Source organism: Micromonospora sp. NPDC049201, from assembly GCF_055586805.1.
The window spans coordinates 96,417-117,056 of sequence record NZ_JBVJHM010000011.1; the positions used below are offsets into that span (position 1 = coordinate 96,417).

The 20,640-nt window shown below is 74.7% G+C and carries 21 protein-coding genes; 14 read left to right on the forward strand and 7 right to left on the reverse strand.

Annotated features, from left to right (window positions below):
- Positions 1-44: 44 nt before the first annotated feature.
- Entirely contained in the window at positions 45-680 is a 636-nt protein-coding gene (locus tag ACZ6O5_RS23535; protein ID WP_465979974.1) for a GGDEF domain-containing protein, read from the reverse strand.
- A 220-nt stretch (positions 681-900) separates the two neighbouring features.
- Between ACZ6O5_RS23535 and ACZ6O5_RS23540 the strand changes: the two genes are divergently transcribed.
- The 5 genes from ACZ6O5_RS23540 (at position 901) to ACZ6O5_RS23560 (ending at position 5,454) form a co-directional block, all read left to right on the forward strand.
- Positions 901-1,158 carry a DUF397 domain-containing protein gene (locus ACZ6O5_RS23540; RefSeq protein WP_281940544.1) on the forward strand — a complete coding sequence of 86 codons (258 nt, stop codon included), beginning with the start codon at positions 901-903 and terminating at the stop codon, positions 1,156-1,158.
- Between the two features lie 105 nt (positions 1,159-1,263).
- The gene (locus tag ACZ6O5_RS23545) at positions 1,264-2,151 is read left to right on the forward strand and encodes a helix-turn-helix domain-containing protein (protein ID WP_465979975.1); all 888 of its coding nucleotides are present in this window, start codon (positions 1,264-1,266) and stop codon (positions 2,149-2,151) included.
- Between the two features lie 94 nt (positions 2,152-2,245).
- Positions 2,246-3,091 carry an SAM-dependent methyltransferase gene (locus ACZ6O5_RS23550; protein ID WP_465979976.1) on the forward strand — a complete coding sequence of 282 codons (846 nt, stop codon included), beginning with the start codon at positions 2,246-2,248 and terminating at the stop codon, positions 3,089-3,091.
- Between the two features lie 72 nt (positions 3,092-3,163).
- Entirely contained in the window at positions 3,164-4,582 is a 1,419-nt protein-coding gene (locus tag ACZ6O5_RS23555; protein WP_465979977.1) for a serine/threonine-protein kinase, read from the forward strand.
- 119 nt (positions 4,583-4,701) lie between these two features.
- A complete protein-coding gene (locus ACZ6O5_RS23560) occupies positions 4,702-5,454 on the forward strand; it encodes a DedA family protein (RefSeq protein ID WP_465979978.1) in 753 nt (250 codons plus the stop codon).
- Here ACZ6O5_RS23560 and ACZ6O5_RS23565 read toward each other — a convergent pair.
- Complete coding sequence (locus ACZ6O5_RS23565) at positions 5,439-6,794, reverse strand: alpha/beta hydrolase family protein (RefSeq protein WP_465979979.1); 1,356 nt, start codon at positions 6,792-6,794, stop codon at positions 5,439-5,441. The two genes, ACZ6O5_RS23560 and ACZ6O5_RS23565, sit on opposite strands and share 16 nt — an antisense overlap.
- Positions 6,795-7,013: 219 nt before the next feature.
- Between ACZ6O5_RS23565 and ACZ6O5_RS23570 the strand changes: the two genes are divergently transcribed.
- Positions 7,014-7,859 (forward strand): hypothetical protein, encoded by an 846-nt coding sequence (locus ACZ6O5_RS23570; RefSeq protein WP_465979980.1) that lies wholly within the window; start codon positions 7,014-7,016, stop codon positions 7,857-7,859.
- Between the two features lie 16 nt (positions 7,860-7,875).
- A complete protein-coding gene (locus tag ACZ6O5_RS23575; protein ID WP_465979981.1) occupies positions 7,876-8,847 on the forward strand; it encodes a pirin family protein in 972 nt (323 codons plus the stop codon).
- Between the two features lie 282 nt (positions 8,848-9,129).
- Here the strand turns inward: ACZ6O5_RS23575 and ACZ6O5_RS23580 are convergent, their stop codons facing one another.
- The gene (locus ACZ6O5_RS23580) at positions 9,130-9,399 is read right to left on the reverse strand and encodes a DUF2795 domain-containing protein (protein WP_281940558.1); all 270 of its coding nucleotides are present in this window, start codon (positions 9,397-9,399) and stop codon (positions 9,130-9,132) included.
- A 142-nt stretch (positions 9,400-9,541) separates the two neighbouring features.
- Between ACZ6O5_RS23580 and ACZ6O5_RS23585 the strand changes: the two genes are divergently transcribed.
- Positions 9,542-9,949, forward strand: coding sequence for a DUF2267 domain-containing protein (locus tag ACZ6O5_RS23585; RefSeq protein WP_465979982.1), 408 nt, complete (start codon positions 9,542-9,544; stop codon positions 9,947-9,949).
- 370 nt (positions 9,950-10,319) lie between these two features.
- On the opposite strand, the gene ACZ6O5_RS23590 is transcribed toward ACZ6O5_RS23585, so the two are convergent.
- The gene (locus ACZ6O5_RS23590; protein ID WP_465979983.1) at positions 10,320-11,477 is read right to left on the reverse strand and encodes a CaiB/BaiF CoA transferase family protein; all 1,158 of its coding nucleotides are present in this window, start codon (positions 11,475-11,477) and stop codon (positions 10,320-10,322) included.
- 245 nt (positions 11,478-11,722) lie between these two features.
- Here ACZ6O5_RS23590 and ACZ6O5_RS23595 point away from each other — a divergent pair, with 245 nt between their 5' ends.
- From ACZ6O5_RS23595 to ACZ6O5_RS23610, 4 genes are all read left to right on the forward strand, one after another.
- Entirely contained in the window at positions 11,723-12,757 is a 1,035-nt protein-coding gene (locus ACZ6O5_RS23595) for a TerC family protein (RefSeq protein WP_425790052.1), read from the forward strand.
- A 62-nt stretch (positions 12,758-12,819) separates the two neighbouring features.
- Positions 12,820-13,410 (forward strand): sulfite oxidase-like oxidoreductase, encoded by a 591-nt coding sequence (locus tag ACZ6O5_RS23600; protein WP_465980133.1) that lies wholly within the window; start codon positions 12,820-12,822, stop codon positions 13,408-13,410.
- A gap of 1 nt (position 13,411) precedes the next feature.
- Positions 13,412-14,170: a ferredoxin reductase gene (locus ACZ6O5_RS23605; protein WP_465979984.1), complete on the forward strand. Its 759-nt coding sequence runs from the start codon at positions 13,412-13,414 to the stop codon at positions 14,168-14,170.
- A 17-nt stretch (positions 14,171-14,187) separates the two neighbouring features.
- Complete coding sequence (locus ACZ6O5_RS23610) at positions 14,188-14,481, forward strand: DUF6510 family protein (protein ID WP_107155648.1); 294 nt, start codon at positions 14,188-14,190, stop codon at positions 14,479-14,481.
- Between the two features lie 16 nt (positions 14,482-14,497).
- Here the strand turns inward: ACZ6O5_RS23610 and ACZ6O5_RS23615 are convergent, their stop codons facing one another.
- Both ACZ6O5_RS23615 and ACZ6O5_RS23620 read right to left on the reverse strand, forming a co-directional pair.
- The gene (locus ACZ6O5_RS23615; RefSeq protein WP_465979985.1) at positions 14,498-16,186 is read right to left on the reverse strand and encodes a glycosyltransferase; all 1,689 of its coding nucleotides are present in this window, start codon (positions 16,184-16,186) and stop codon (positions 14,498-14,500) included.
- Between the two features lie 170 nt (positions 16,187-16,356).
- Positions 16,357-17,013, reverse strand: coding sequence for a C39 family peptidase (locus ACZ6O5_RS23620; protein WP_465979986.1), 657 nt, complete (start codon positions 17,011-17,013; stop codon positions 16,357-16,359).
- Between the two features lie 235 nt (positions 17,014-17,248).
- Between ACZ6O5_RS23620 and ACZ6O5_RS23625 the strand changes: the two genes are divergently transcribed.
- A complete protein-coding gene (locus tag ACZ6O5_RS23625) occupies positions 17,249-17,776 on the forward strand; it encodes a GNAT family N-acetyltransferase (protein ID WP_465979987.1) in 528 nt (175 codons plus the stop codon).
- A gap of 10 nt (positions 17,777-17,786) precedes the next feature.
- On the opposite strand, the gene ACZ6O5_RS23630 is transcribed toward ACZ6O5_RS23625, so the two are convergent.
- Positions 17,787-19,232: a M20/M25/M40 family metallo-hydrolase gene (locus ACZ6O5_RS23630; RefSeq protein WP_465979988.1), complete on the reverse strand. Its 1,446-nt coding sequence runs from the start codon at positions 19,230-19,232 to the stop codon at positions 17,787-17,789.
- Between the two features lie 100 nt (positions 19,233-19,332).
- Between ACZ6O5_RS23630 and ACZ6O5_RS23635 the strand changes: the two genes are divergently transcribed.
- A complete protein-coding gene (locus ACZ6O5_RS23635) occupies positions 19,333-20,631 on the forward strand; it encodes an NAD(P)/FAD-dependent oxidoreductase (protein ID WP_465979989.1) in 1,299 nt (432 codons plus the stop codon).
- Positions 20,632-20,640 lie beyond the last annotated feature (9 nt).

The following is a 20,640-nucleotide window of genomic DNA, read 5'->3' on the forward strand; positions in this document are numbered from 1 at the left end:
TCCACGCCCGTCCGGAGGCCGGCCGGCGCTGACCGTGGGGCGGGTCAGTGCTCGGCGACGAGTTGGCGTGGTGCGCGGACGGCGCCGAGCGTCTTCGCCTCGTACATGGCGGCGTCGGCGCGGCACAGCGCGTCCGCGAGCTGGGCGGGGCCGTGCACCGGGGCGAGCCCGACCGAGGCGGTGACCCGGATGCTGCGCCCGCCGAGCGGGATCGGCGCGGCCAGCGCCTCGCAGAGCCGGCGGGTGGCGTGCTCGATCCAGCGCCGGTCGGCGGTGGGGCTGGCCAGCAGGCCGGCGAACTCGTCACCGCCGAGCCGGGCCACCAGGTTGTTGCCGGCGAAGGCGGCCAGTCGTTGGGCCACGCTGACCAGCACCTGGTCCCCGGCGGCGTGCCCGTAGCGGTCGTTGATCTGTTTGAAGCCGTTCAGGTCGAGCACCACCGCTACCAGGGGCTGCCCGGCGGGATCGGTGAGCAGGGTGGCGGCCAGCCGGAAGAAGGCGCGGCGGTTGGGCAGCCCGGTGAGCGGGTCGTGGCTGGCGGCGTGCCGCTCGGCGGCCAGCTCCGCTTGGAGCAGTTCCAGCTCGGCCTCGGCGCGTACGGCCCGGCGGCGGAGCTGCCAGGCGGAGAGCAGCGCGCCGGCGGCGGAGATGCCGGAGGCGACGGTAATCGGATCCGGCACGCGCCCTCCTCACCAGTCCCCGGCCGCGCTCAGCGGCTTCCGAGGGCCGGGTTCAGGTCACCGAAAGTGAGCGACCCGGCACACCGTAGTTCGGTTATCATGCTCGCTGTCCATTGCAGATGCAATAGCAGATGCACGTGCATTCGAAACCTCAGTCGACAGACGTCGCCACCCACCGCACCTCCCCGCGGCCTCGGCTGGCTCTTCCCGAAGGACGCCCATGCAATCGCCCCCGAACGGCGTACCCGTGACCGAGTTGCCGCCGATGCAGTGGTTGAAGAGTCGCCGCAGCAATCCCAGCGGCAACTGCGTCGAGCTGGCCGAGCTGCCCGGCGGCAGCGGCATCGCGGTACGCAACTCCCGCCATCCCGACGGGCCGGCGTTGATCTACACGGTGGACGAGATCGAGGCGTTCGTGCTCGGCGCCCGGGACGGGGACTTCGACCACCTGATCCCGCCGTCCCGTAGGCGGGACTGATTCCGCCGTCTGGAGGAGTACACCTCACTGTCGGTTCATGGCATGCTTACTCGTCGGCCGGGAGGGCACCCGGTCGGGGAGCAGCCGGGATGCGAGGGCGGTCAGGTGGTCACGGTGCCCGTCGAGGGTGGACCGACAAGTGGTCCCACGGTGCTGCGCATGCTGCTCGGCGCGCAGCTGCGCCGCCTGCGGGAGGGCGCCGGGGTCAGCCGGGAGGGCGCCGGCTGGGAGATCCGCTCCTCCGAGTCCAAGATCAGCCGGATGGAGCTGGGCCGGGTCGGCTTCAAGGAACGCGATGTCGCCGACCTGCTCACGCTCTACGGCGTCACCGCGCCGGACGAGCGCGCCGCGCTGCTCAAGCTGGCCCGGGACGCGAACAGCCCGGGCTGGTGGCACCGCTACGGTGACGTGCTGCCCGCCTGGTTCCAGTCCTACCTCGGGCTGGAGGCCGCCGCCGCGCTGATCCGCACGTACGAGGTGCAGTTCGTGCCGGGCCTGCTCCAGACCGCCGCGTACGCGCGGGAGGTGATCCTGCTCGGGCACCGCGGCGCCGCGCCGATGGAGCTGGACCGACGCGTCGACCTGCGGATGGAGCGCCAGGAGCTGCTGCGTCGCGCCAACCCGCCGCAGCTGTGGGCGGTGCTGGACGAGGCGGTGCTGCGTCGGCCGATCGGCGGCGCCGCGGTGATGCGCGAGCAGCTGGACGCGCTGATCGAGGCGACCACCGCGCCGCACGTGCGGCTCCAGATCGTCCCGTTCACCGCCGGCGGGCACGCGGCCGCCAGCGGCGCCTTCAGCATCCTGCGCTTCGGCGACGAGGACCTGCCGGACATCGTCTACATCGAGCAGTTGACAAGCGCCATCTACCTCGACAAGCGCGACGACCTCGACTACTACGCCGAGGCGATGGAGCGGCTGTGCGTCGAGGCCGCGCCGCCGGAGCGCACCCCGGAGCTGCTGGCCCGGGTCCGCGACGAGCTCTACCCGGCCTGACCCCCGCCCCGGCGGGCTATACCATGACCGGCGACCGGAGACAGTGGACGCACGTCCGCCCCACAACGGTGGCGTGCGAGTCGTGGAGGCGGCCTTGACCAGCGAGACGAGCGGCACGGCGACCGAGCCGGGCCACCCGGCCGACCGGATCGACACCTCGGTGGCCCACCCGGCCCGGCGGTACAACTACTGGCTCGGCGGCAAGGACAACTTCCAGGCCGACCGGGAGTCCGGCGACGCGATGGCCGCCGCCTTCCCGACGATCCGGCTCAGCGCGCTGGAGAACCGGCGGTTCCTGCGGCGCGCGGTCCGGCACCTGGCCGCCGAGGCGGGCATCCGGCAGTTCCTCGACATCGGCACCGGCATCCCGACCGCGGACAACACGCACGAGGTGGCCCAGGCCGCCGACCCGCGCGCCCGGGTGGTCTACGTCGACAACGACCCGATCGTGCTGGCCCACGCCCGGGCGCTGCTCACCAGCTCACCCGAGGGCGCCACCGCCTACCTCGACGCGGACCTGCGCGACCCGGAGAAGATCCTGGCCCACCCCGACCTGCGCCGCACGCTGGACCTGTCCGAGCCGGTCGCGTTGATGCTCATCGCGGTGCTGCACTTCGTGCCGGACCTGGACGACCCCTACGCCACGGTCGCCCGGCTGCTGGACGCGTTGCCGGCCGGCAGCTACCTGGTCGCCTCGCACGCCACCCACGACCACCTGCCGGTCCCGCTCGCGAACGAGGCGAGGGCGGCGGCCCGGGGCGGCCCGCACGGCACCATCAACCTGCGTGGCCGGGACGAGTTCGTGCGCTTCTTCGCCGGCCTCGACATGGTCGAGCCGGGCGTCTGCTCGGTGGCCGAGTGGCGCGCCGACGGCGAGCCCGAGCCGCGGCCCTCGGCGGCCGACGTCAGCATGTACGGCGGGGTGGCCCGCAAGCCCTGACCGACGCGCCGCCCGGCACGAGCCGGATGCGGGTTGGTGCGGCCCGGGGGTGGCCGGGCAGACTGGGGGATCATGTCGCCGTTCACGCCCGACCTCCGGCTGCACGACCGGTACGTCCTGCGCGAGCGCATCGGGCTCGGTGGGATGTCCGAGGTGTGGCGCGCCGACGACGAGGTGCTGCACCGCCCGGTCGCGGTCAAGGCGCTCGCCGGCCGGCTCGCCGCCGACCCGCAGTTGCGCGCCACCATCCAGCGTGAGGCCCGCGCCGCCGCGCGGCTCACCCACCCGCACGTGACCCAGGTGTACGACTACGGCGAGGCCACGCTGCCCGGCGGGGTGACGCCGTACCTGGTGATGGAGCTGGTCGCCGGTCAGACCCTTGCCGACCGGCTGGCCGGCGGGCCGCTGGCCTGGCCTGACGCGCTCCGGACGGCCGGGCAGGTGGCCGCCGCGCTGGCCGCCGCGCACCGGATCGGCGTGGTGCACCGGGACGTGAAGCCGGCCAACGTGATGCTCACCGAGACCGGCGCGAAGGTGCTCGACTTCGGCATCGCCGCGCCGGCCGGCCCGCTCCAGCCGGCCGCCGGGCCGGTCGGGGAACCGCTGGCCGGCACCCCGGCCTACTTCGCCCCGGAACGACTCGATCCCGGGCCCACCCACCCGGCCGGCGACGTGTACGCGCTCGGCGCGCTGCTCTACCGCAGCCTCACCGGCCGGCCCCCGCTGCCGGTGCGGACCTGGGACGACGTGGTGGACCTGCGGGACCGGCGACCCCCGGTGCCGCCGCTGCGGGTGCCCGGGCTGCCCGCCGACGTCGCCGACCTGGTGCTGGCCTGCCTGGCGCTCGACCCGGCCCGGCGACCCACCGCCGCCCGGGTCGCCGACCGGCTCGGCGCCGGCCGTCCGGTCGACCCGCCGACCGCGGTCCTGCCCACGGTGTCCCGGGTGGCGCACCCCGCCACGCTGGTCGGGCGGCCCTCCGGGGCGGCCCGCCCCGTCCCGCCGCCCCGCCCGGAGGTCCCGCCGAACCGGCTCACCGGCGTGCTGGTCGCCGGCGCGGTGGTGCTGCTGCTCGCGCTTGTCGGCGCGTTGGTCTTCGACAGCCGTTCCGGGACGCCGCGGGCCGCCACGCCGCCGGCCGTGGCCCCACCGCCCGCGCCCGCGTCGAGCAGCGCCCGCCCGGCGCCGACGCGCGTACCGCCGTCGTCGGCGGCGGCCGAGCCGGTCACCGCCCGCCAGCTCGCGGACCGCTTCACCGATCTGCTGGACCGCGCCGAGGCGGCCCGGCTGATCGACCGCAAGACCGCCGACGACCTGCGGAAGAAGGCCGCCGAACTGAACCGGGGCAAGCTCAGGGACCGCGCCAAGCGGGTCGAGGACCTGCACGAGCGGATCGAGGACGCGGCCGAGGACGACAAGCTCGACGGCGCGACCGCCGCCGCGCTGCGCCGACTGCTCGACGCCTACGACCGGTTGCGTGGCGGCGGCTGACCGGCCGGCCGTCGGACGGTCCGGCCGGACAAGCGCGGTCCGGCCGGGTACCCGCGGTCCGGCCGTAACCGGCGCCGCTTTCCGTGGTCGCCGGCCGGGTCGCCCCGTACCGTGGTCGGATGATCGGAAACGCACAGCTGCTCGCCGGCCCCCGGGTGAGTGCCGCGCGGGCCGCGGAGCCGGCCGGCGAAGGACCCGTCGGCTGGGTCACCGGCCTGGTGGAACGGCTCGGCGGCCCCGGGGCCGGGCTCGCGGTGGCGCTGGAGAACCTGTTCCCGCCCATTCCCAGCGAGGTCATCCTGCCGCTGGCCGGGTTCACCGCCAGCCAGGGCCGGATGAGCCTGTTCGGCGCGATCGCCTGGACCACGCTCGGGTCGGTGCTGGGCGCGCTGGCGCTCTACTACGTCGGGGCGGCGCTCGGGCGGGACCGGATGCGCGCCCTGGCCGGCCGGCTGCCGCTGATCAAGCTGGCGGACGTGGACCGCACCGAGGCGTGGTTCCTGCGGCACGGCGTCAAGGCCGTGTTCTTCGGCCGGATGATCCCGATCTTCCGGAGCCTGATCTCGATCCCGGCCGGCGTGGAACGGATGCCGGTGCCGGTGTTCCTGCTCTTCACCGCGCTGGGCAGTCTGATCTGGAACACCGCGTTCGTGCTCGCCGGCTATCTGCTGGGCGAGAACTGGCACGTGGTCGAGGCGTACGTCGGCACGCTCCAGAACGTGGTCATCCTGGCGGTCGTGGGCGGCGTCGGCTGGTTCGTGGTGAGCCGGGTCCGCCGCAACCGCCGGTCCACCCCGGACGCGCCGCCCCGGTCGGGCACGGTCTACCGGGGCGGCTGGTACGGCGCCGACGACGATCAGCAGGCCGGGTAGAGGCGGCGGGTGCCGGTGCCGGCGGCCCAGGCGGCCGGGTCGCTGAACCGGCAGCCGAAGCCCGGCGCCGCCACCGCCCGGGGATCGGTCACCGGGTCGCCGGCCGGACGCTGGCCGGTACGTACCCAGCGGGTCAGGTCGTCCCAGGCGGCGCCGGCCTCGGCGGGGCTGAACTCGCAGTGCTGCGTGCTCCGCACCGCCCGCTGCACCAGCAGCCGGGACCGGCCGTGCCGGGCCACGTCGCGGGCGTACGCCTGCTCCATCCGGAACGGCACGAAGAGGTCACCGAGGCCGTGCAGGCTGAGCACCGGCACGGTGGGGCGGCCGGCGATCCGGGGCACCTCGGTCAGACCGGGGGAGAGCCGCTGCCGGAGGTTCTCCGGCGCGACCCGCTGCACGGTGGCGTTCAGGTCCACCGGCTGGTTCGGGGCGTACCTGGTGAACAGGTTCGTGGCGAGCTGGCCGGGTCGCTGGGCGGGGGAGTCGCCGCCGTTGGTGGTGGCGATGCCGAACAGGAAGTCCTTCCACACCGCGAACGCCGCGTCGGCGCCCGGCCGGACGCCGCCGGAGCGGGCCACGGTGACCGCGCGCAGTTGCCTGCCGAGCGCGTTGGTGGTGTCCGGGCCGGTGGGCGTGAGGCCGGCCAGCCCGGTCGCCACCTGGATGCGGGGCACCGCGTTCGTCAGGTAGTCGGCCGGCGGCGGGTAGGCGCGCACGCCGGTCAGCGCCTGCGCGACCAGGTTGTAGTCCAGCAGGTAGTCGAACAGCTCCTGGTCGCCGAGCACCCCGCACATCGGCAGCGCGCCGGCGTAGTAGCCCGGGTACTGCTCCAGCGAGCGGCCGATGACGTGACCGCCGAGGGAGACGCCGGCGATGAGCACCCGGTGCGGCCGTCGCACGGTGCGGGCGAACAGGTCGGCGAGGGCCCGGGTGCCGAGCACGCCGGAGCGGACGTCGTAGCCGTTGCGGTCGTACGAGGAGGACGCCCAGGCGTATCCCTGGGACAGTAGGCGCTGCCGCAGGTCGAACGCGGGCGGCTCGGGGGAGAGTTCGGTGCCCTGGCCGCGGTAGCCGTGCGCCCACATCACCAGGTCGCCGTTCCACTTCGCCGGGACCTCGACGACGTAGCCGGCGTGCGCGTGCACGCCCTGCCGGACGGTGGTGGCGGCGCCGTCCACGACCAGCGGCGGCAGCGGCGGGTTGACGATGGTGTAGCCGGGCAGCGGCTGGCTGCCGTCGTCGTGGCCGGCGGCGTGCGCGGGCGCCGCGCCGACCAGACCGAGCGCGAGCGCGAGTGCGGCGCCGGCGGCGAGCAGCCGGCGGGTGGGTGAGGTCTGCATCGCTGCTCCCCGGGGACGGGTGCCGCCCCGGGGCGCGGGGCGGCGGGGCGGGACGGATGCCTACCGGCCGGTAGCGACCTGAACCTAGGCCCGGGGTCGAGGGCTGTCAATCACTGACCGGTCGCTCGGTCGACCCGTCCCGCCACAGTGGCCGCCGGAATGAACCGTGGCGGAAACGGAGACGTATGACCCGGTGGGGACCGGCGAGAGGGGACGACCATGACGGCATCCGGGGACGACGCCGACCTGCCCGACACCCGGTGGTCCGGCGCCGCCCGCTGGCTGTCCGCCGCCGCCGTGCTGGTGGTCGTGCTGGGCGCGGTGGCGGTCGCGGTGACGCTGTCCAATCCGGCCCGTCTCGGGGTGGTCTTCTCCGGCGGCCCGCCGCCCTCGCCGGCCGCCGACCCGGGTGGCTCCGACGGTGTCGGCGGTGTCGGCGGCGCCGAGGTGGCCGCCACCGAGACGCTCACCGCGCCGCGCGGGGACCGCAGGCGGGCCGACTTCGAGCTGGTCGACGGCCTGACCAGCTTCACGCTGCGAGCCGCCGACCTGGGCGACGACCTGTACCGGATCGGCGCGCCGGACGACGCCGGCGTGACGCCCCGCCCGCGGGTGGACGGCGACCGGGTCCGGCTGCGGATCGTCGAGAACGGCCGCGCCGGGCCGACCGCCGTCGAGGTGGTGCTCAACGCCCGGCTGACCTGGCGGGTACGACTCGTCGGCGGCGTGCGTGAGCAGCGGCTCGACCTGGGCGCGGCCCGGCTCGCCGGGGTCGAGCTGATCGGCGGCGCGTCGCGTACCCGGTTGCGGTTGCCCCCGCTCGACGGCACGCTCACCGTGCGGATGACCGGCGGGGTCAGCGACCTGACGGTGACCGTGCCGGGCGGGCCACCGGCGCGGGTGCGGGTGGCGTCCGGCGCCGGCTCGCTGGCCGTGTACGACGAGCGCCGCGCCGGCGTCGCCGCCGGGGACGTGGTCAGCTCACCGGGCTGGGACCGGGCGGCGGACCGGCTCTACCTCGACCTGGTGGCCGGCGCGAACGCGGTGAGCGTCACCGCGGACTGAGCGTACAGTTCGGGCGGTGGACCGTGCCGAATCGCTGCCCGCGCAGACGCTCCCACCCGGCGTCGGCGCCACCGACCCGGGCAGCGTGCTGCTGCCCGGGCACGACGTCCCGCTCGGCCGCTACACCACGGTGCGTCGGCTGCTGCCGCAGCGGCAGCGGCGGATGGTCGGCGCGTGGTGCTTCGTCGACCACTTCGGCCCGGACGACGTGACGCAGCGGCCCGGCATGGAGGTGCCGCCGCACCCGCACACCGGCCTCCAGACCGTCACCTGGCTGCTCGACGGCGAGATCCTGCACCGGGACAGCCTCGGCAACGTGCAACCGATCCGCCCCGGCCAGCTCAACGTGATGACCTCGGGCCGGGGCATCGCCCACTCGGAGCGCTCACCGCTGGTCCACCCGCCGCTGATGCACGGCGTGCAGCTCTGGGTCGCGCTGCCCGACCCGGCCCGGGCCGGCGACCCGGACTTCGCCCACCACGCCGAGCTGCCCCGGTGGCGCGACGGCGACCTGGAGCTGACGCTGCTCGTCGGGGAGTTCGGCGGGGAACGCTCACCGGCCGTCGCGCACACCCCGCTGCTCGGCGCGCAGCTCGAGGCGCGCGGTCCGGCGGCGGCCACGCTGCGGTTGCGCCCCGACTTCGAGTACGGGCTGCTGGCGATGTCCGGCTCGGCCGAGGCCGACGACGTGGCGTTCGCCCCGGGGGCGCTGCTCTACCTGGGCACCGGCCGGACGGCGCTGACGGTGCGCGCCGCGCCGGGCAGCCGGCTGCTGCTGCTCGGCGGCGCGCCGTTCGACGAGCCGCTGGTGATGTGGTGGAACTTCGTCGGTCGCTCGCACGAGGAGGTCGCCGCCGCGCGGGAGGACTGGATGGCCGGTCGCCGGTTCGGCACCGTGGCCGACGACGCCGCCCCTCCGCTGCCCGCGCCCGCGCTGCCCACCACCCGGCTCAAGGCCCGCGACCGCAGCGGCGGCGTCCGCGGCTGAGGCACGTGCCGCCGGACACACTTTCCCGAATCTCACCCGTTCGGCTGATGGCTCGTCGTATGATGATCGTGGCAGTGATGCCCGCCCGGTTCGGGCGAACATCCACCGCCTGGTGATCGCGACCCGGTTCGGGCGCGCACCGTCAGGGCCAGGTGTTGCGTGGCGCCCCAGGTCGCGGTTCGTGACCCGGGGCGCCCGCCTGTCGCCGGACCCCGCCGCCGGTGCGCCGCCACGCACGGCGTCGCGCCCGGCCGCGACGCGACCGGGCGGCGCCGGACGGGGTCAGATGCGGCGCACGTGCTGCGAGACGCGGGAATGGTCGTCCCGGGCCTGGGCGGCCCGCTGCGACCGGCCCACCTCGGGGGCCGCGTCGATGCCGGCCGACCGCGCCACCTCGGTGCCGTTGGCGTAGTCCACCGGCGGCAACGCGCGCAACGCCCGCAACACGTCGGGCGGCGCGCCCTCCCGTTCCGCCTCGCGGATGACGTCGTTCTTCCCGGCCGGGTAGTCCAGCGCGGACAGGTACTCAAGGACGTCCGAATAGCTCGCCATGGGTCGGGCTCCTCGCGCCAGTCGTCGGGGTCGTGACCGCGCGGCGGTTACCCGCAGCGCGGCGGCTCACGCCCCGATCTCCCGCGTTTCCGTCGCGCCGGACCGGGTAGCCGCCCTGCGCGCACCGAAGGGGGTACCACCGATGGATCACCACACGTTCGTGGCCCGGGTCGCCGGACGCACCGGCGCCGCCGAGGACCGGGCCGCGACGCTCACCGCCGCCACGCTGGGGACGCTGGCCGAGCGGCTGACCGGCGGCGAGGTGCTGGACCTCGCCGCGCAACTGCCGAAGCCGCTGCGGGGGGCGCTGAACCCGCAGCCGCACACCGAGGCGGCCGAACGGTTCGGGGCGGTCGAGTTCGTCGCCCGGGTCGCCCGCCGGGCCGGCTGCGACGAGAACACCGCCCGGGGCGCGACGCGGGCGGTGTTCGCCACGCTGCGCGAGGCGATCAGCGGTGGCGAGTTCGCCGACGTGGTGGTGCAGTTGCCCCGGGACTACCGGGACCTGGTGGAGCCGGCGCTCGCGCCCGCCACCACCCGCCGACGCTGACGCCGTCCGGTGCCGGCGGGTGGTGGCGCCGTCCGGTGCCGGCGTTGGCCGGCAATGGCCGGCGTGGGCCCACGCGGGATCCGGCCCGCGTCGAAGGTGGATACCGTCCGTCACGACGGCCGGGCCGGCGCGGTCACCCGGAACCGCCTTTGCTCTGCAGCCATGGGCGCATCCCACACCTGGAGTAACCACGCCGGCTCGATCGTCCGCCGTGCGTGAACTCTTCGCGACCAGCTCACGGCCCCGGTGCGCTGATGGCTGCAGAGCAAAGGGGCCAACGGCTGCACCTGCCGCCCGTGCCGCAGGCAACGGAGAGTGACCAGGGCGCCAGTTGCGAAGAGTGAGGCGTCGCGGTTCGCGCGGCGCGCGCTCAGCCGACCGCGCCGGCGTCGCGCAGCGCGGCGATCCGGGCGGCGTCCACGCCGGCGTCGGCCAGCACCTCGTCGGTGTGCTCGCCCGGTCGCGGCGGCGGGCGGCGGACCGCGGTCGGCGTGGCCGAGAAGCGTGGCGCCGGGGCCGGCTGCACGACGCCGTCCGGCGCGACGAAGACCTCCCGGGCGGCCAGATGCGGATGCCGGGGCGCCTCCGCCCAGTCGAGCACCGGCGCCACGCAGGCGTCCGTGCCGGCCAGCAGCTCCGCCCAATCGTCCCGGGTCCGGGTCCGGAACAGCCGTGCCCAGGCCGCCCGCAACGCCGGCCAGTGCGCCGGGTCGTCGCGGTCCGGCGCGTCGTCGCCGTCCAGCGGGAAACCGGTGAGCCGGACCAGTTCGGCGTAGAACTGCGGTTCCAACGCGCCCACCGCCACGTAGCGCCCGTCGGCGCACTCGTACGTGTCGTAGAACGGCGCGCCGCCGTCGAGCAGGTTCCCGCCCCGCGGGTCCTGCCACAGGCCGAGGCCGCGCAGCGCGTGGATCTGGGTGGCCAGCACCGAGACGCCGTCCACGATGGCCGCGTCGACCACCTGGCCGGGCGCGCCGCCGCGGACCGCGTACACGGCCGCGACCACGCCCAGGGCCAGCATCATGCCGCCGCCGCCGAAGTCGCCGAGCAGGTTCATCGGCGGCACCGGGCGCTCGCCGGCCCGGCCCACCCCGTGCAGCGCGCCGGTCAGCGCCAGGTAGTCGATGTCGTGGCCGGCGGTCCGGGCGAGCGGCCCGTCCTGCCCCCAGCCGGTCATCCGCCCGTACACCAGGCGCGGGTTGGCGGCGAGGCACTCCTCCGGGCCGAGACCGAGCCGCTCGGCCACCCCCGGCCGGAAACCCTCCACCAGCGCGTCCGCGCCGGCCACCAGGGACAGCAGCACCTCCCGGCCGTCCGGGTGCTTGAGGTCCAGCGCGATCGAGCGCCGGTTGCGGTTCAGCAGGTCGCCGGGGAACGCGCCGAACCCGCCGCCGCCCACCCGGTCCACCCGGACCACGTCCGCGCCCAGGTCGGCGAGCATCATGGCGGCGAACGGCCCCGGGCCGATGCCGGCCAGCTCGATCACCCGTACGCCGGTCAGCGGTCCGGTGTTGGTCACCCGCGTCACCCTAGGGCTCCGGGCCCCGGCACGCCACGGCCCCGACCGCCCGTACAGCGGTTGACCAGGGCAATCATCCGGGCCTCGACTTGGCGTCCGGCTCCGGGTGGCCTAGCCTTGGACCCGCGAGGGGAGTACTTCCCACGAACCATTCCGGTCAGTACGGCGAGCCCCGGGGGCGAGCCTCGGGTGGTTGCCCACGAAACCGTGGGTGAAGGAGACCTCGAACATGACACGGTGTTCGAGGAGGCCCCATGACCGAAGTGTCCTACCTGTCCGCCGCCGGCCTGTCGTCGGTGGGCACGCCCACGCTGTGGGCGGTGACGATCGCCGGTGTGCTCGCGCTGCTGGTGCTGGACTTCCTGGTCACCCGCAAGCCGCACGAGGTCTCCATCCGGGAGGCGCTCGGCTGGTCGGCCTTCTACATCGCCCTGCCGCTGGCGTTCGGCGCGTGGATCTGGTCCCGCTACGGCAGCCAGCAGGGCGTCGAGTACCTCACCGGTTACCTGGTCGAGAAGTCGCTCTCGGTCGACAACCTGTTCGTCTTCATGCTGCTGCTGGCCGCGTTCGCGGTGCCCGCCGTGCTCGCCCAGCGGGTGCTGCTCTACGGCATCGCCGGCGCGCTGGTGCTGCGCGCGATCTTCATCGCGCTCGGGGCCGCCGCCCTCCAGACGCTCGACTTCGCCTTCCTGCTCTTCGCGCTCATCCTGATCGCCACCGCGGTCAAGCTGCTGCGCGACGCCCTCTCCGGGCACGAGCAGGAGGTCGACATCAACAAGATGCGGTCCGTGCGGCTGCTGCGCAAGGTCATGCCGGTGGTCGAGGAATACCACGGCACCCGGATGACCATCCGGCAGCACGGCCGGCGGGCGCTCACCCCGTTCGCACTGGTCGTGGTCGCGGTGCTGGCCACCGACATCGTCTTCGCGGTCGACTCGGTGCCCGCCGTCTACGGCATCACCGAGGACCCGTACCTGGTCTTCGCCACCAACGCGTTCGCGCTGCTGGGCCTGCGCGCGCTCTACTTCGTGCTGCACGCGGCGCTCAGCCGGCTGGTGCACCTCAGCTACGGGCTCGCCGTCATCCTGGCGTTCATCGGGATCAAGCTCGGCCTGCACTGGGCGCACGGCATCTGGAAGGGCGTGCCGGAGATCCCGACGCTGGCCTCGCTCGGCGTGATCATCGGAGTCCTGGTGATCGTCACCATCACCAGCCTCCGCGCCACCCGGGGCAGCGGCGACGGCGACCGCGCCGTCGTGCACGAGACGCAGGGCGGGGGCCCCGCCTGACGCGTTGCCCGGGAAGCGGTGTGCGGTCGCGGCCGGGGTGGTAGGACTGACGGGTGGGAATCGTGTCGCCGGGATTTCAGGGCCGGCCCCGTTCGTCCGCGCCGGACCTGCCACCGGGGCAGTACCTCACCGAGGACTTCCCGGTGCTCTCCGCCGGCCCGACGCCGCGCGTGGCGCCCGACACCTGGGAGTTCGTGCTGACCAGCGAGGCCGGCGCGGAACACCGCTGGTCCTGGGACGAGCTGATGCGCCTGCCGCAGGACACGCCGACGGTGGACCTGCACTGCGTCACCCGCTGGTCCAAGCTCGGCACCACCTGGCAGGGCGTCTCGCTGGACACGCTGCTCGACGGCGTGGACACCGACGCGCGCTACGCGCTGGCGCACTCGTACGGCGGCTACACCACCAACCTGCCCCTGGACGACCTGCGCGGCGGGCGGGCCTGGGTGGTGCACACGTACGACGGGCGCCCGCTACCCGCCGAGCACGGCGGCCCGGCCCGGCTGCTCGTGCCGCACCTCTACCTGTGGAAGTCCGCCAAGTGGGTGCGCGGCATCCGGCTGCTCGTCGACGACCGGCCCGGTTTCTGGGAGACGGCCGGTTACCACGACTACGGCGACCCGTGGCGCGAGCAGCGCTACCAGGGCGACTGAGGTGACCGCGCCGACCGCCGGCGGCCGGGCGGCGCCGCTGACCTGGCGGGTGGCCCGGCTGGTCGAGCGGCGGGTCGAGACGGCGACCGCCCAGACACTGGTGCTGGACGTGCCCGGTTGGCCCGGGCACCTGCCCGGTCAGCACGTCGACCTGCGGTTGACCGCCGCCGACGGCTACCAGGCGGCCCGCTCGTACTCGCTCGCCGGCCCGGCGCAGGACGGGCGGATCGAGGTGACCGTGCAGCGGGTGACCGACGGCGAGGTGTCGCCGTACCTGGTCGACACGTACGCCGAGGGCGACCCGGTGGAGGTCCGCGGCCCGGTCGGCGGCTGGTTCGTCTGGCGGACCGACGAGACCGCGCCGGTGCTGCTGGTGGCCGGCGGTTCCGGGGTGGTGCCGTTGATGGCGATGGTCCGGGCCCGCCGGGCGGCCGGCAGCCGGACGCCGTTCCGGCTGATCTACTCGGTACGGACCGCGGACGACGTGATCTACGCCGACGAGCTGCGCCGCCGGGCCCGCGACGACCAGGGCCTGGACGTCGCGTACGTCTACACGCGGCGGGCGTCCGAGGGTTGGCGGGGCGAGCCGCACCGGATCGGGCTGCCCGACGTGAACAGTCACGGCTGGCCGCCGGCGTTGGAGCCGCTCTGCTACGTCTGCGGTCCGACCGGATTCGTGGAGACCGTGGCCGACCTGCTGGTGGGGCTCGGCCATCCGACGCGGCGGGTGCGGACCGAACGGTTCGGCCCGACCGGCTGACGACCCGAGGAGGGCGCATGACGGAACTGTCCTACCTGGACGGCAACATGCTCGACGGACCGCTGCGGGAACTCCTCGCGGTCGACCTGAGCGCCACCACCGGGCGGTGCGACACCTGCGGCATGACCGGCCCGATGGCCGGCCTGCACGTCTACTCGCACGCCCCCGGTCTGGTCGGGCGGTGCCCGGCGTGCACCGGCGTGATGGTGCGGCTGGTCCGCGCCCCGGAGCGGGCCTGGCTGGACCTGCGCGGCACCACGTACCTCCAGGTTCCCATGCCGCTGGAGCAGCGCCTCCGCCCCGCCCCCTGACCGGACGGGGCCGGCCTCAGGAGGCGACGGTCAGGTGGTCCAGCTTCGCCGGCGCGGGTTCGGCGTGGTGGCCCGCGCGTTCGGGGACGCTCCCCGCCGGGACCACCCCGGGGCGGGGCGGCGCGCCCGCCGGCCGTGTCGCGCCGGAGAGGCGACGTCGTACCCGACTGACGAGCTGCCCCACGGTCACCGGCACCACCGACAGGACGAGCTGCCCGTTGCGCGGGTCGACGGTCGCGGCCACCCCGTACAGCCGGGCGCCGTGCCGCAGCAGCCGGGGCCGGCCGGCGGCCAGTCGGGGCGCCCGGACCGGCGCGCCGCCGCGGCCGTGCCCGCCGTCCACGTCGGCGCGGACCGGATGCCGTTGGCCGCTGGCCGCGCTGGCGGCGAGGAGCCGGTCGACCGGGAAGTCGGTGCGCACGGTCCGCCCGGTCGGGTCGGTGGCGTCCAGCCGGGTGGTCCCGGCGACCGGGCCGGCCACCAGCCGGACCGGCCCGGCCTCCGCGGCGAACCGGGGGTACGGGCTGCGCGCGGTCACCGTCACGGTGCGCCCGTCGACCCAGCTCACCTCGACGGTGTCCAGCCGGGCCAGCCAGTCGGCGCGGACGTCGGTGACGTCGGTCCACGCCGCCGGGGCACCCGGGTAGCCGGCGTGCCACCGCCCGGCCGCCACCACCGTCGCCGGTACGCCCCGGTCGGTGTCCTGCGCGATGACCGCCAGCAACTCGTCGACGCCGCCGCCGGTCACCGCGCCCAGACGCAGCCGGGCCTCGATGTCGAGCCGGTCGCGGACCCGGTCGGTGACATGCTGGTCGACCAGCCGACGGACCGTCGCGTGGACCCGTTCCTGGGTGGCCCGGTCCAGCCGGCGGAAGTCGTCGCCGACCAGGTGGGCCAGCTCCAGCCCGACGTGCCGGCTCAGCACGGCGTCCCGACGCTCGCCGGCCGGGATCAGGTCGGCGACGAACGCGAACAACCGCTCCACGCTCACCAGCCGCTGGTCGACCCGGCTGTGGTAGGTGATGTTGCGGGCGTCCAGCCGGCGTACCGCGTGGTAGTAGTCGTAGTCGGCGAGCACCGAGATCCGGCGGGCGTGGCAGCAGGCCGCCAGCGTGAACGGCTGGTCGCTGAGGACCGGCATGTCCTCGGGGAACCGCAGCCCGAGCCGGTCGACGAGGTCGCGGCGGAACAGCTTGGTGTTCGCCAGCGACCAGGGCAGCGCCGAGTCGAACAGGCTCACGTCGACCGCGTTGCCGGCGGCGAACACGTCGGCGAAGACGTGCCGGCCGTTGACGCCGACGACCTTGCCGAGCACCACGTCGGAGCCGTACCGGTCGGCGGCGGCGACCAGTCGTTCCAGCGCCTCGGGGCCGAGCCGGTCGTCCGAGCCGAGGAAGAAGACGTACCGGCCGGTGGCCAGCTCCAGCCCTCGGTTGCAGGGCGCGGCCGGGCCGCCCGAGTTGGCCTGGTGGACCACCCGCAGCGTGCCGGGGTGCCGGGCGGCGAGCCGGTCCAGCAGGCGACCGCTGCCGTCGGTGGACCCGTCGTCCACCGCCACGATCTCCATCCGGTCGGGCCCGATGGTCTGCCGCAGCAGCGAGTCGAGGCAGGGCCGCAGGTAGCGGAGGGTGTTGTAGACCGGCACGACCACGCTCACGTCGGGTCGGGTGGTCGGTGGGCGGTCCGGCGCCTCCTCGACTGCCACAGCTGATCCTCCGTTGGTCGCGCGGCTGGTCCGACGCGACCGAGCGTGGTGGAGCGACCGGTCCGGGTGACGACACCGACGTGACGGCCAGATGGCCGGCAGGCAGCCGTTGGATACGCCGAGCGGGCCCGGCCCCCGGTGCGTGGGGGTCGGGCCCGCTCGGGTGTTGCTCAGCTGGTGCTGTAGCCGCGGGTGGCGATCCAGTCGGCGAGGTTGTCGATGCTCATCCGGTAGGAGGCCATGTTCGGGTCGGCGCTGTCGGCGATGGTGACGGTCCTGCCGTCGTCGCGGTAGCCGATGACGCTGATGTAGTGGCCGCCCTCGAAGGAGTGGGTGTTGCCGTCGGTGTCGGTGGCGGTGCCGACGATGTTGGCGACCACGGCCCGGCCGGCGTCGACGGTGCGGACGACGTCGGCGCGCAGCTTGTCGGTCTGCTTGTCGTCGGCCTTGGGCGTGCTGATCTCGACCGACCTGTAGGCGTCCTTGGCGCCGGTCTCCTTGTTCAGCACGGGGGTGATGTCGTTGATGCTGTTGGTGCCGGCCTCGGTGGTGCCCATCTCCTTGGCCATGGCCTGCACGTCGATGTCCTTGCCCTGCACGGACAGCGCGTTGCGGGCGGCGGCGGGGCCGCAGAAGTAGAAGTTGGGCTGGGCCTCGTAACGCACGTCCAGTTCCCGTTCACCGTGACCCTTGCGGTCCGTCACCACGGCGCTGGTCGGGCCGGTGGGGGCGGCGTGGGCGGCGATGGCGGGGCCGGCGACGCCACCGGCGGTCGCGGCGATGCCGGCAGCGGTCAGCACGGTCTTGCGCAGCAGGGTGGTAGCCATGATGGTTGCCTCCCAGGGGGAAGACGCGGCGGGTACCGCGTGCGGGGGACGTCTCGGGACAGGCCCGGCCGGCGGACGAGGGTGCCGGCGCGGGAGCGTGGCCCGCGGTCTGCCCGGTACAACGCCCGCCTCCCGGCCCCGATTCCGCCGCACCGGTGACCCCCGCCACCCCATATGCCCACAAATCAGACACGGGGTGCGGGCGTGGGTGGGGGATGGGTGAGAGTGGTGCCTCGTGAGATACCTGCGTAGTGACGGCCGCGTCGCGATCCGCCGCCCCCGGGCCGACGACGAGGCGGAGTTCGTGGCCGCCGCCCGGCGCAGCCGGGACCTGCACCACCCGTGGCTGACCGCACCTGACGACGCCGAACAGTACGCCGCGTACCTGCGGCGGATCCGCCGGCAGGACACCTCCGGCTTCCTGTTCTGCGACCGGGCCAGCGGTGCGATCGCCGGGTACGCGAACATCGGCGGCATCGTCCTGGGCGCGCTGCGCGGCGGATACCTCGGCTACGCCGCGTTCCGCCCGTACGCGGGCACCGGGCACGCCTCGGCCGGGGTGCGGCTGGTGATCGCGCACGCGTTCGGCGCGCTCGGGCTGCACCGGTTGGAGGCGAACATCCAGCCCGGCAACGCGCCGTCGAAGCGACTGGCCCGCCGCCTCGGGTTCCGGCTGGAGGGGTTCTCCCCGGACTACCTGTTCGTGGACGGCGCGTGGCGGGACCACGAGCGCTGGGCGATCACGGCCCCGCCGACACCCTGACCGGTGGCCCTCAGCTTCCCGGCTTCGGGAACGCGACCGGGCTGCGGTGCCCGGCCCGGTCCACCGCGCGTACGCCGAAGAACACGTTGTCCTTGGACAGGTCGATCGTCACCTCGGTGACGTCACCGACCGCCAGCACCTTCTGCCACTCGGCGGCCGTGGTCTCCCGCCACACCACCTCGTAGCCGGCCAGGTCCGGTTCGGGGCCGCGCTGCCAGCGCAGCGTGGTGTCGTTGGTCAGGTTCGTGGTGACCACGGTGACGCCCTTCGGCGTGCCCGGGGCCTGGGCGAGCGACCACAGCGCCGCGCCGTTCACCCGGGCCACCCGGGTGATGTAGTCGAAGTCGCAGAACTCCGGCAGGTCGCCGTACTGCACGCCGTCGACCACCCGGACGTCCTGGTGCTGGTGGGCGAAGTCCTCGGCGGGCTCGGTGAACCGGCCGGCCGGCCAGCCCTCGCGCAGGAACGAGATGTGGTCGCTGCCGCGCAGGTAGCGGTCCCGCCGGTAGATCACCCGGACGTCCGTCCCGGTCACGCCGTGGTCCGCCACGTCGGTGACGAACCGGGCGAGCTGCCGGGACGGGGAGTCGTTCTCGCCGCCGACGGACTGCCGCACGCTCGCCTCGGCCGGCGTCTCGGCGGTCGGCACGCCCTCGGCGAACAGCCGCACGGTCCGCGGGTCACGGGTGCCGTCGTCGGCGGTGCTGCTGCCGACGATGTCGTTGCTGAACATGCCCTGCACGTCCACGCCGGCCGCCTTCAACCGGCCGGCCAGGTACGCCGAGCCGTACAGGCCCTGCTCCTCGCCGGCGACGGCGGCGAGCACGATCGTCGCCTCGGTGCGCCGGCTCGCCAGCACCCGGGCCAGCTCCAGCACCACGGCCACGCCGGACGCGTCGTCGTCGGCGCCCGGCGCGTCGCCGACCGCGTCCATCACGTCGGTGGCGCGGGAGTCGTAGTGGCCGGTGATCACGTACACCCGCTCGGGCGTGACGTCGCCGCGCAGCGTGGCCACCACGTTGGTGATGGTGGTGGCGGTCGGGATCCGGGAGGCGGGCTCCTGCACGTACGACTGGAGTTCCACGGTCATCCGGCCGCCGGAGGCGGCGGCGTACCCGGTCAGTTGGGCGTGGATCCAGTCGCGGGCGGCGCCGATGCCGCGTACCGGATCGGTCTGGCTGGAGAGCGTGTGCCGGGTGCCGAACGCGGCCAGGCGGCGGACGGTGGCCTCGATCCGGGCCCGGTCGATCTCGCGCAGCAGCGCGGTCAGCTCGCGGTCCGGCGGCTGCGGCCGGGCCGGCCGCCCCGGACCGCGCGGCGCGTCGGTCGCCGCTACCGCCGGGCTCGCGGCGAGCGGCGTCGCGACGGCGGCGGCGGTGGCCGCGGCCGAGGCGGTGAGGAAGGTACGCCGGCTCGACCTCGTGGGTCGGCCCTCGGCGGTCTCGTGGTTTCCCATCCCGGCATCCTCGCGTTGATCAGGAGGAATGTCCATATCGGGCACCGTGGATGGGTGGTCACGACGTTTGTCGGAGGTCTGCCCGGGAACGGCAGCAGACATGACGAAACCACGTGTGGTGATCGTGGGGGCCGGGTTCGCCGGGTACCACGCGGCCAAGACGTTGCGCCGGCTGGCCCGCGACCGGGCCGAGATCGTCCTGCTGAACACGACCGACTACTTCCTCTACCTGCCGCTGCTGCCCGAGGTCGCGGCCGGCGTGGTCGAGCCGACCCGGATCTCGGTGCCGCTCGCCGGCACGCTCGACGGCGTCCGGGTGGTGGTCGGCGAGGCCGACCGGGTGGATCTCCAGAACCGCTGGGTCGGCTACCGCTCCGCCGAGGGCGAGCACGGCCAGCTCGCGTACGACCGGCTGATCCTCTCCGTGGGCAGCGTCAACAAGCTGCTGCCCATCCCCGGGGTGACCGAGTACGCGCACGGCTTCCGCGGCCTGCCCGAGGCGCTCTACCTGCACGACCACGTGGTCCGGCAGGTCGAGCTGGCCGAGTTGACCGACGACCCGGCCGAGCAGCGGGCCCGCACCACGTTCGTGGTGGTCGGCGCCGGCTACACCGGCACCGAGGTCGCCGCGCACGGCCAGTTGTTCACCGACCGGCTGGTGGCCCAGCGCCCGCACCTGAACGTCCGGCCCCGCTGGATGCTGCTCGACGTCGCCCCGCGCGTGCTGCCCGAACTGGACCGGCGGATGTCCGTCACCGCCGACCGGGTGTTGCGCCGCCGTGGCGTGGACGTGCGGATGGGCACCTCGGTCGGCGAGGCCACCCCGGACGGCGTGATGCTCACCGACGGCGAGTACGTGCCCACGTGCAGCCTCATCTGGTGCGTCGGGGTACGCCCCGACCCGTTCGTGGCCGAACTGGGCCTGCGCACCGAGAAGGGGCGGTTGGTGGTGGACGAGTTCCTCAACGTCCCCGGGTACCCCGAGGTGTTCGCCTGCGGCGACGCCGCCGCCGTCCCGGACCCGACCCGCCCGGGGCAGGTGTGCGCGATGACCGCGCAGCACGCCCAGCGGCAGGGCAAGCTGGCCGCGCACAACATCGCCGCCTCGTACGGGCAGGGCACCCGCAAGTCCTACAAGCACCACGACCTGGGCTGGGTGGTGGACCTGGGCGGTAAGGACGCGGCGGCCAACCCGCTGCACGTGCCGCTGTCCGGCCTGCCGGCCAAGGCGGTCACCCGCGGCTACCACCTGCTGGCGATGCCCGGCAACAGGCCCCGCGTCGCCGCGGACTGGGCGCTCGACGCGACCCTGCCCCGGCCGGCCGTGCAGCTCGGCCTCGTGCCGGCCAACGCGGTGCCGCTGGAGAGCGAGTCGCCGGAGCTGGTCCGCCGGCCCTGACATCCGGAA

What these genes read in the sequence shown, in the direction of transcription:
- ACZ6O5_RS23540 (WP_281940544.1), top strand. Translation starts at nt 901, where the DNA reads ATGCAATCGCCCCCGAACGGCGTACCCGTGACCGAGTTGCCGCCGATG.
- ACZ6O5_RS23555 (WP_465979977.1), top strand. Translation starts at nt 3,164, where the DNA reads ATGTCGCCGTTCACGCCCGACCTCCGGCTGCACGACCGGTACGTCCTG.
- ACZ6O5_RS23560 (WP_465979978.1), top strand. Translation starts at nt 4,702, where the DNA reads ATGATCGGAAACGCACAGCTGCTCGCCGGCCCCCGGGTGAGTGCCGCG.
- ACZ6O5_RS23565 (WP_465979979.1), bottom strand. Translation starts at nt 6,794, where the DNA reads ATGCAGACCTCACCCACCCGCCGGCTGCTCGCCGCCGGCGCCGCACTC.
- ACZ6O5_RS23570 (WP_465979980.1), top strand. Translation starts at nt 7,014, where the DNA reads ATGACGGCATCCGGGGACGACGCCGACCTGCCCGACACCCGGTGGTCC.
- ACZ6O5_RS23580 (WP_281940558.1), bottom strand. Translation starts at nt 9,399, where the DNA reads ATGGCGAGCTATTCGGACGTCCTTGAGTACCTGTCCGCGCTGGACTAC.
- ACZ6O5_RS23585 (WP_465979982.1), top strand. Translation starts at nt 9,542, where the DNA reads ATGGATCACCACACGTTCGTGGCCCGGGTCGCCGGACGCACCGGCGCC.
- ACZ6O5_RS23595 (WP_425790052.1), top strand. Translation starts at nt 11,723, where the DNA reads ATGACCGAAGTGTCCTACCTGTCCGCCGCCGGCCTGTCGTCGGTGGGC.
- ACZ6O5_RS23610 (WP_107155648.1), top strand. Translation starts at nt 14,188, where the DNA reads ATGACGGAACTGTCCTACCTGGACGGCAACATGCTCGACGGACCGCTG.
- ACZ6O5_RS23620 (WP_465979986.1), bottom strand. Translation starts at nt 17,013, where the DNA reads ATGGCTACCACCCTGCTGCGCAAGACCGTGCTGACCGCTGCCGGCATC.
- ACZ6O5_RS23630 (WP_465979988.1), bottom strand. Translation starts at nt 19,232, where the DNA reads ATGGGAAACCACGAGACCGCCGAGGGCCGACCCACGAGGTCGAGCCGG.
- ACZ6O5_RS23635 (WP_465979989.1), top strand. Translation starts at nt 19,333, where the DNA reads ATGACGAAACCACGTGTGGTGATCGTGGGGGCCGGGTTCGCCGGGTAC.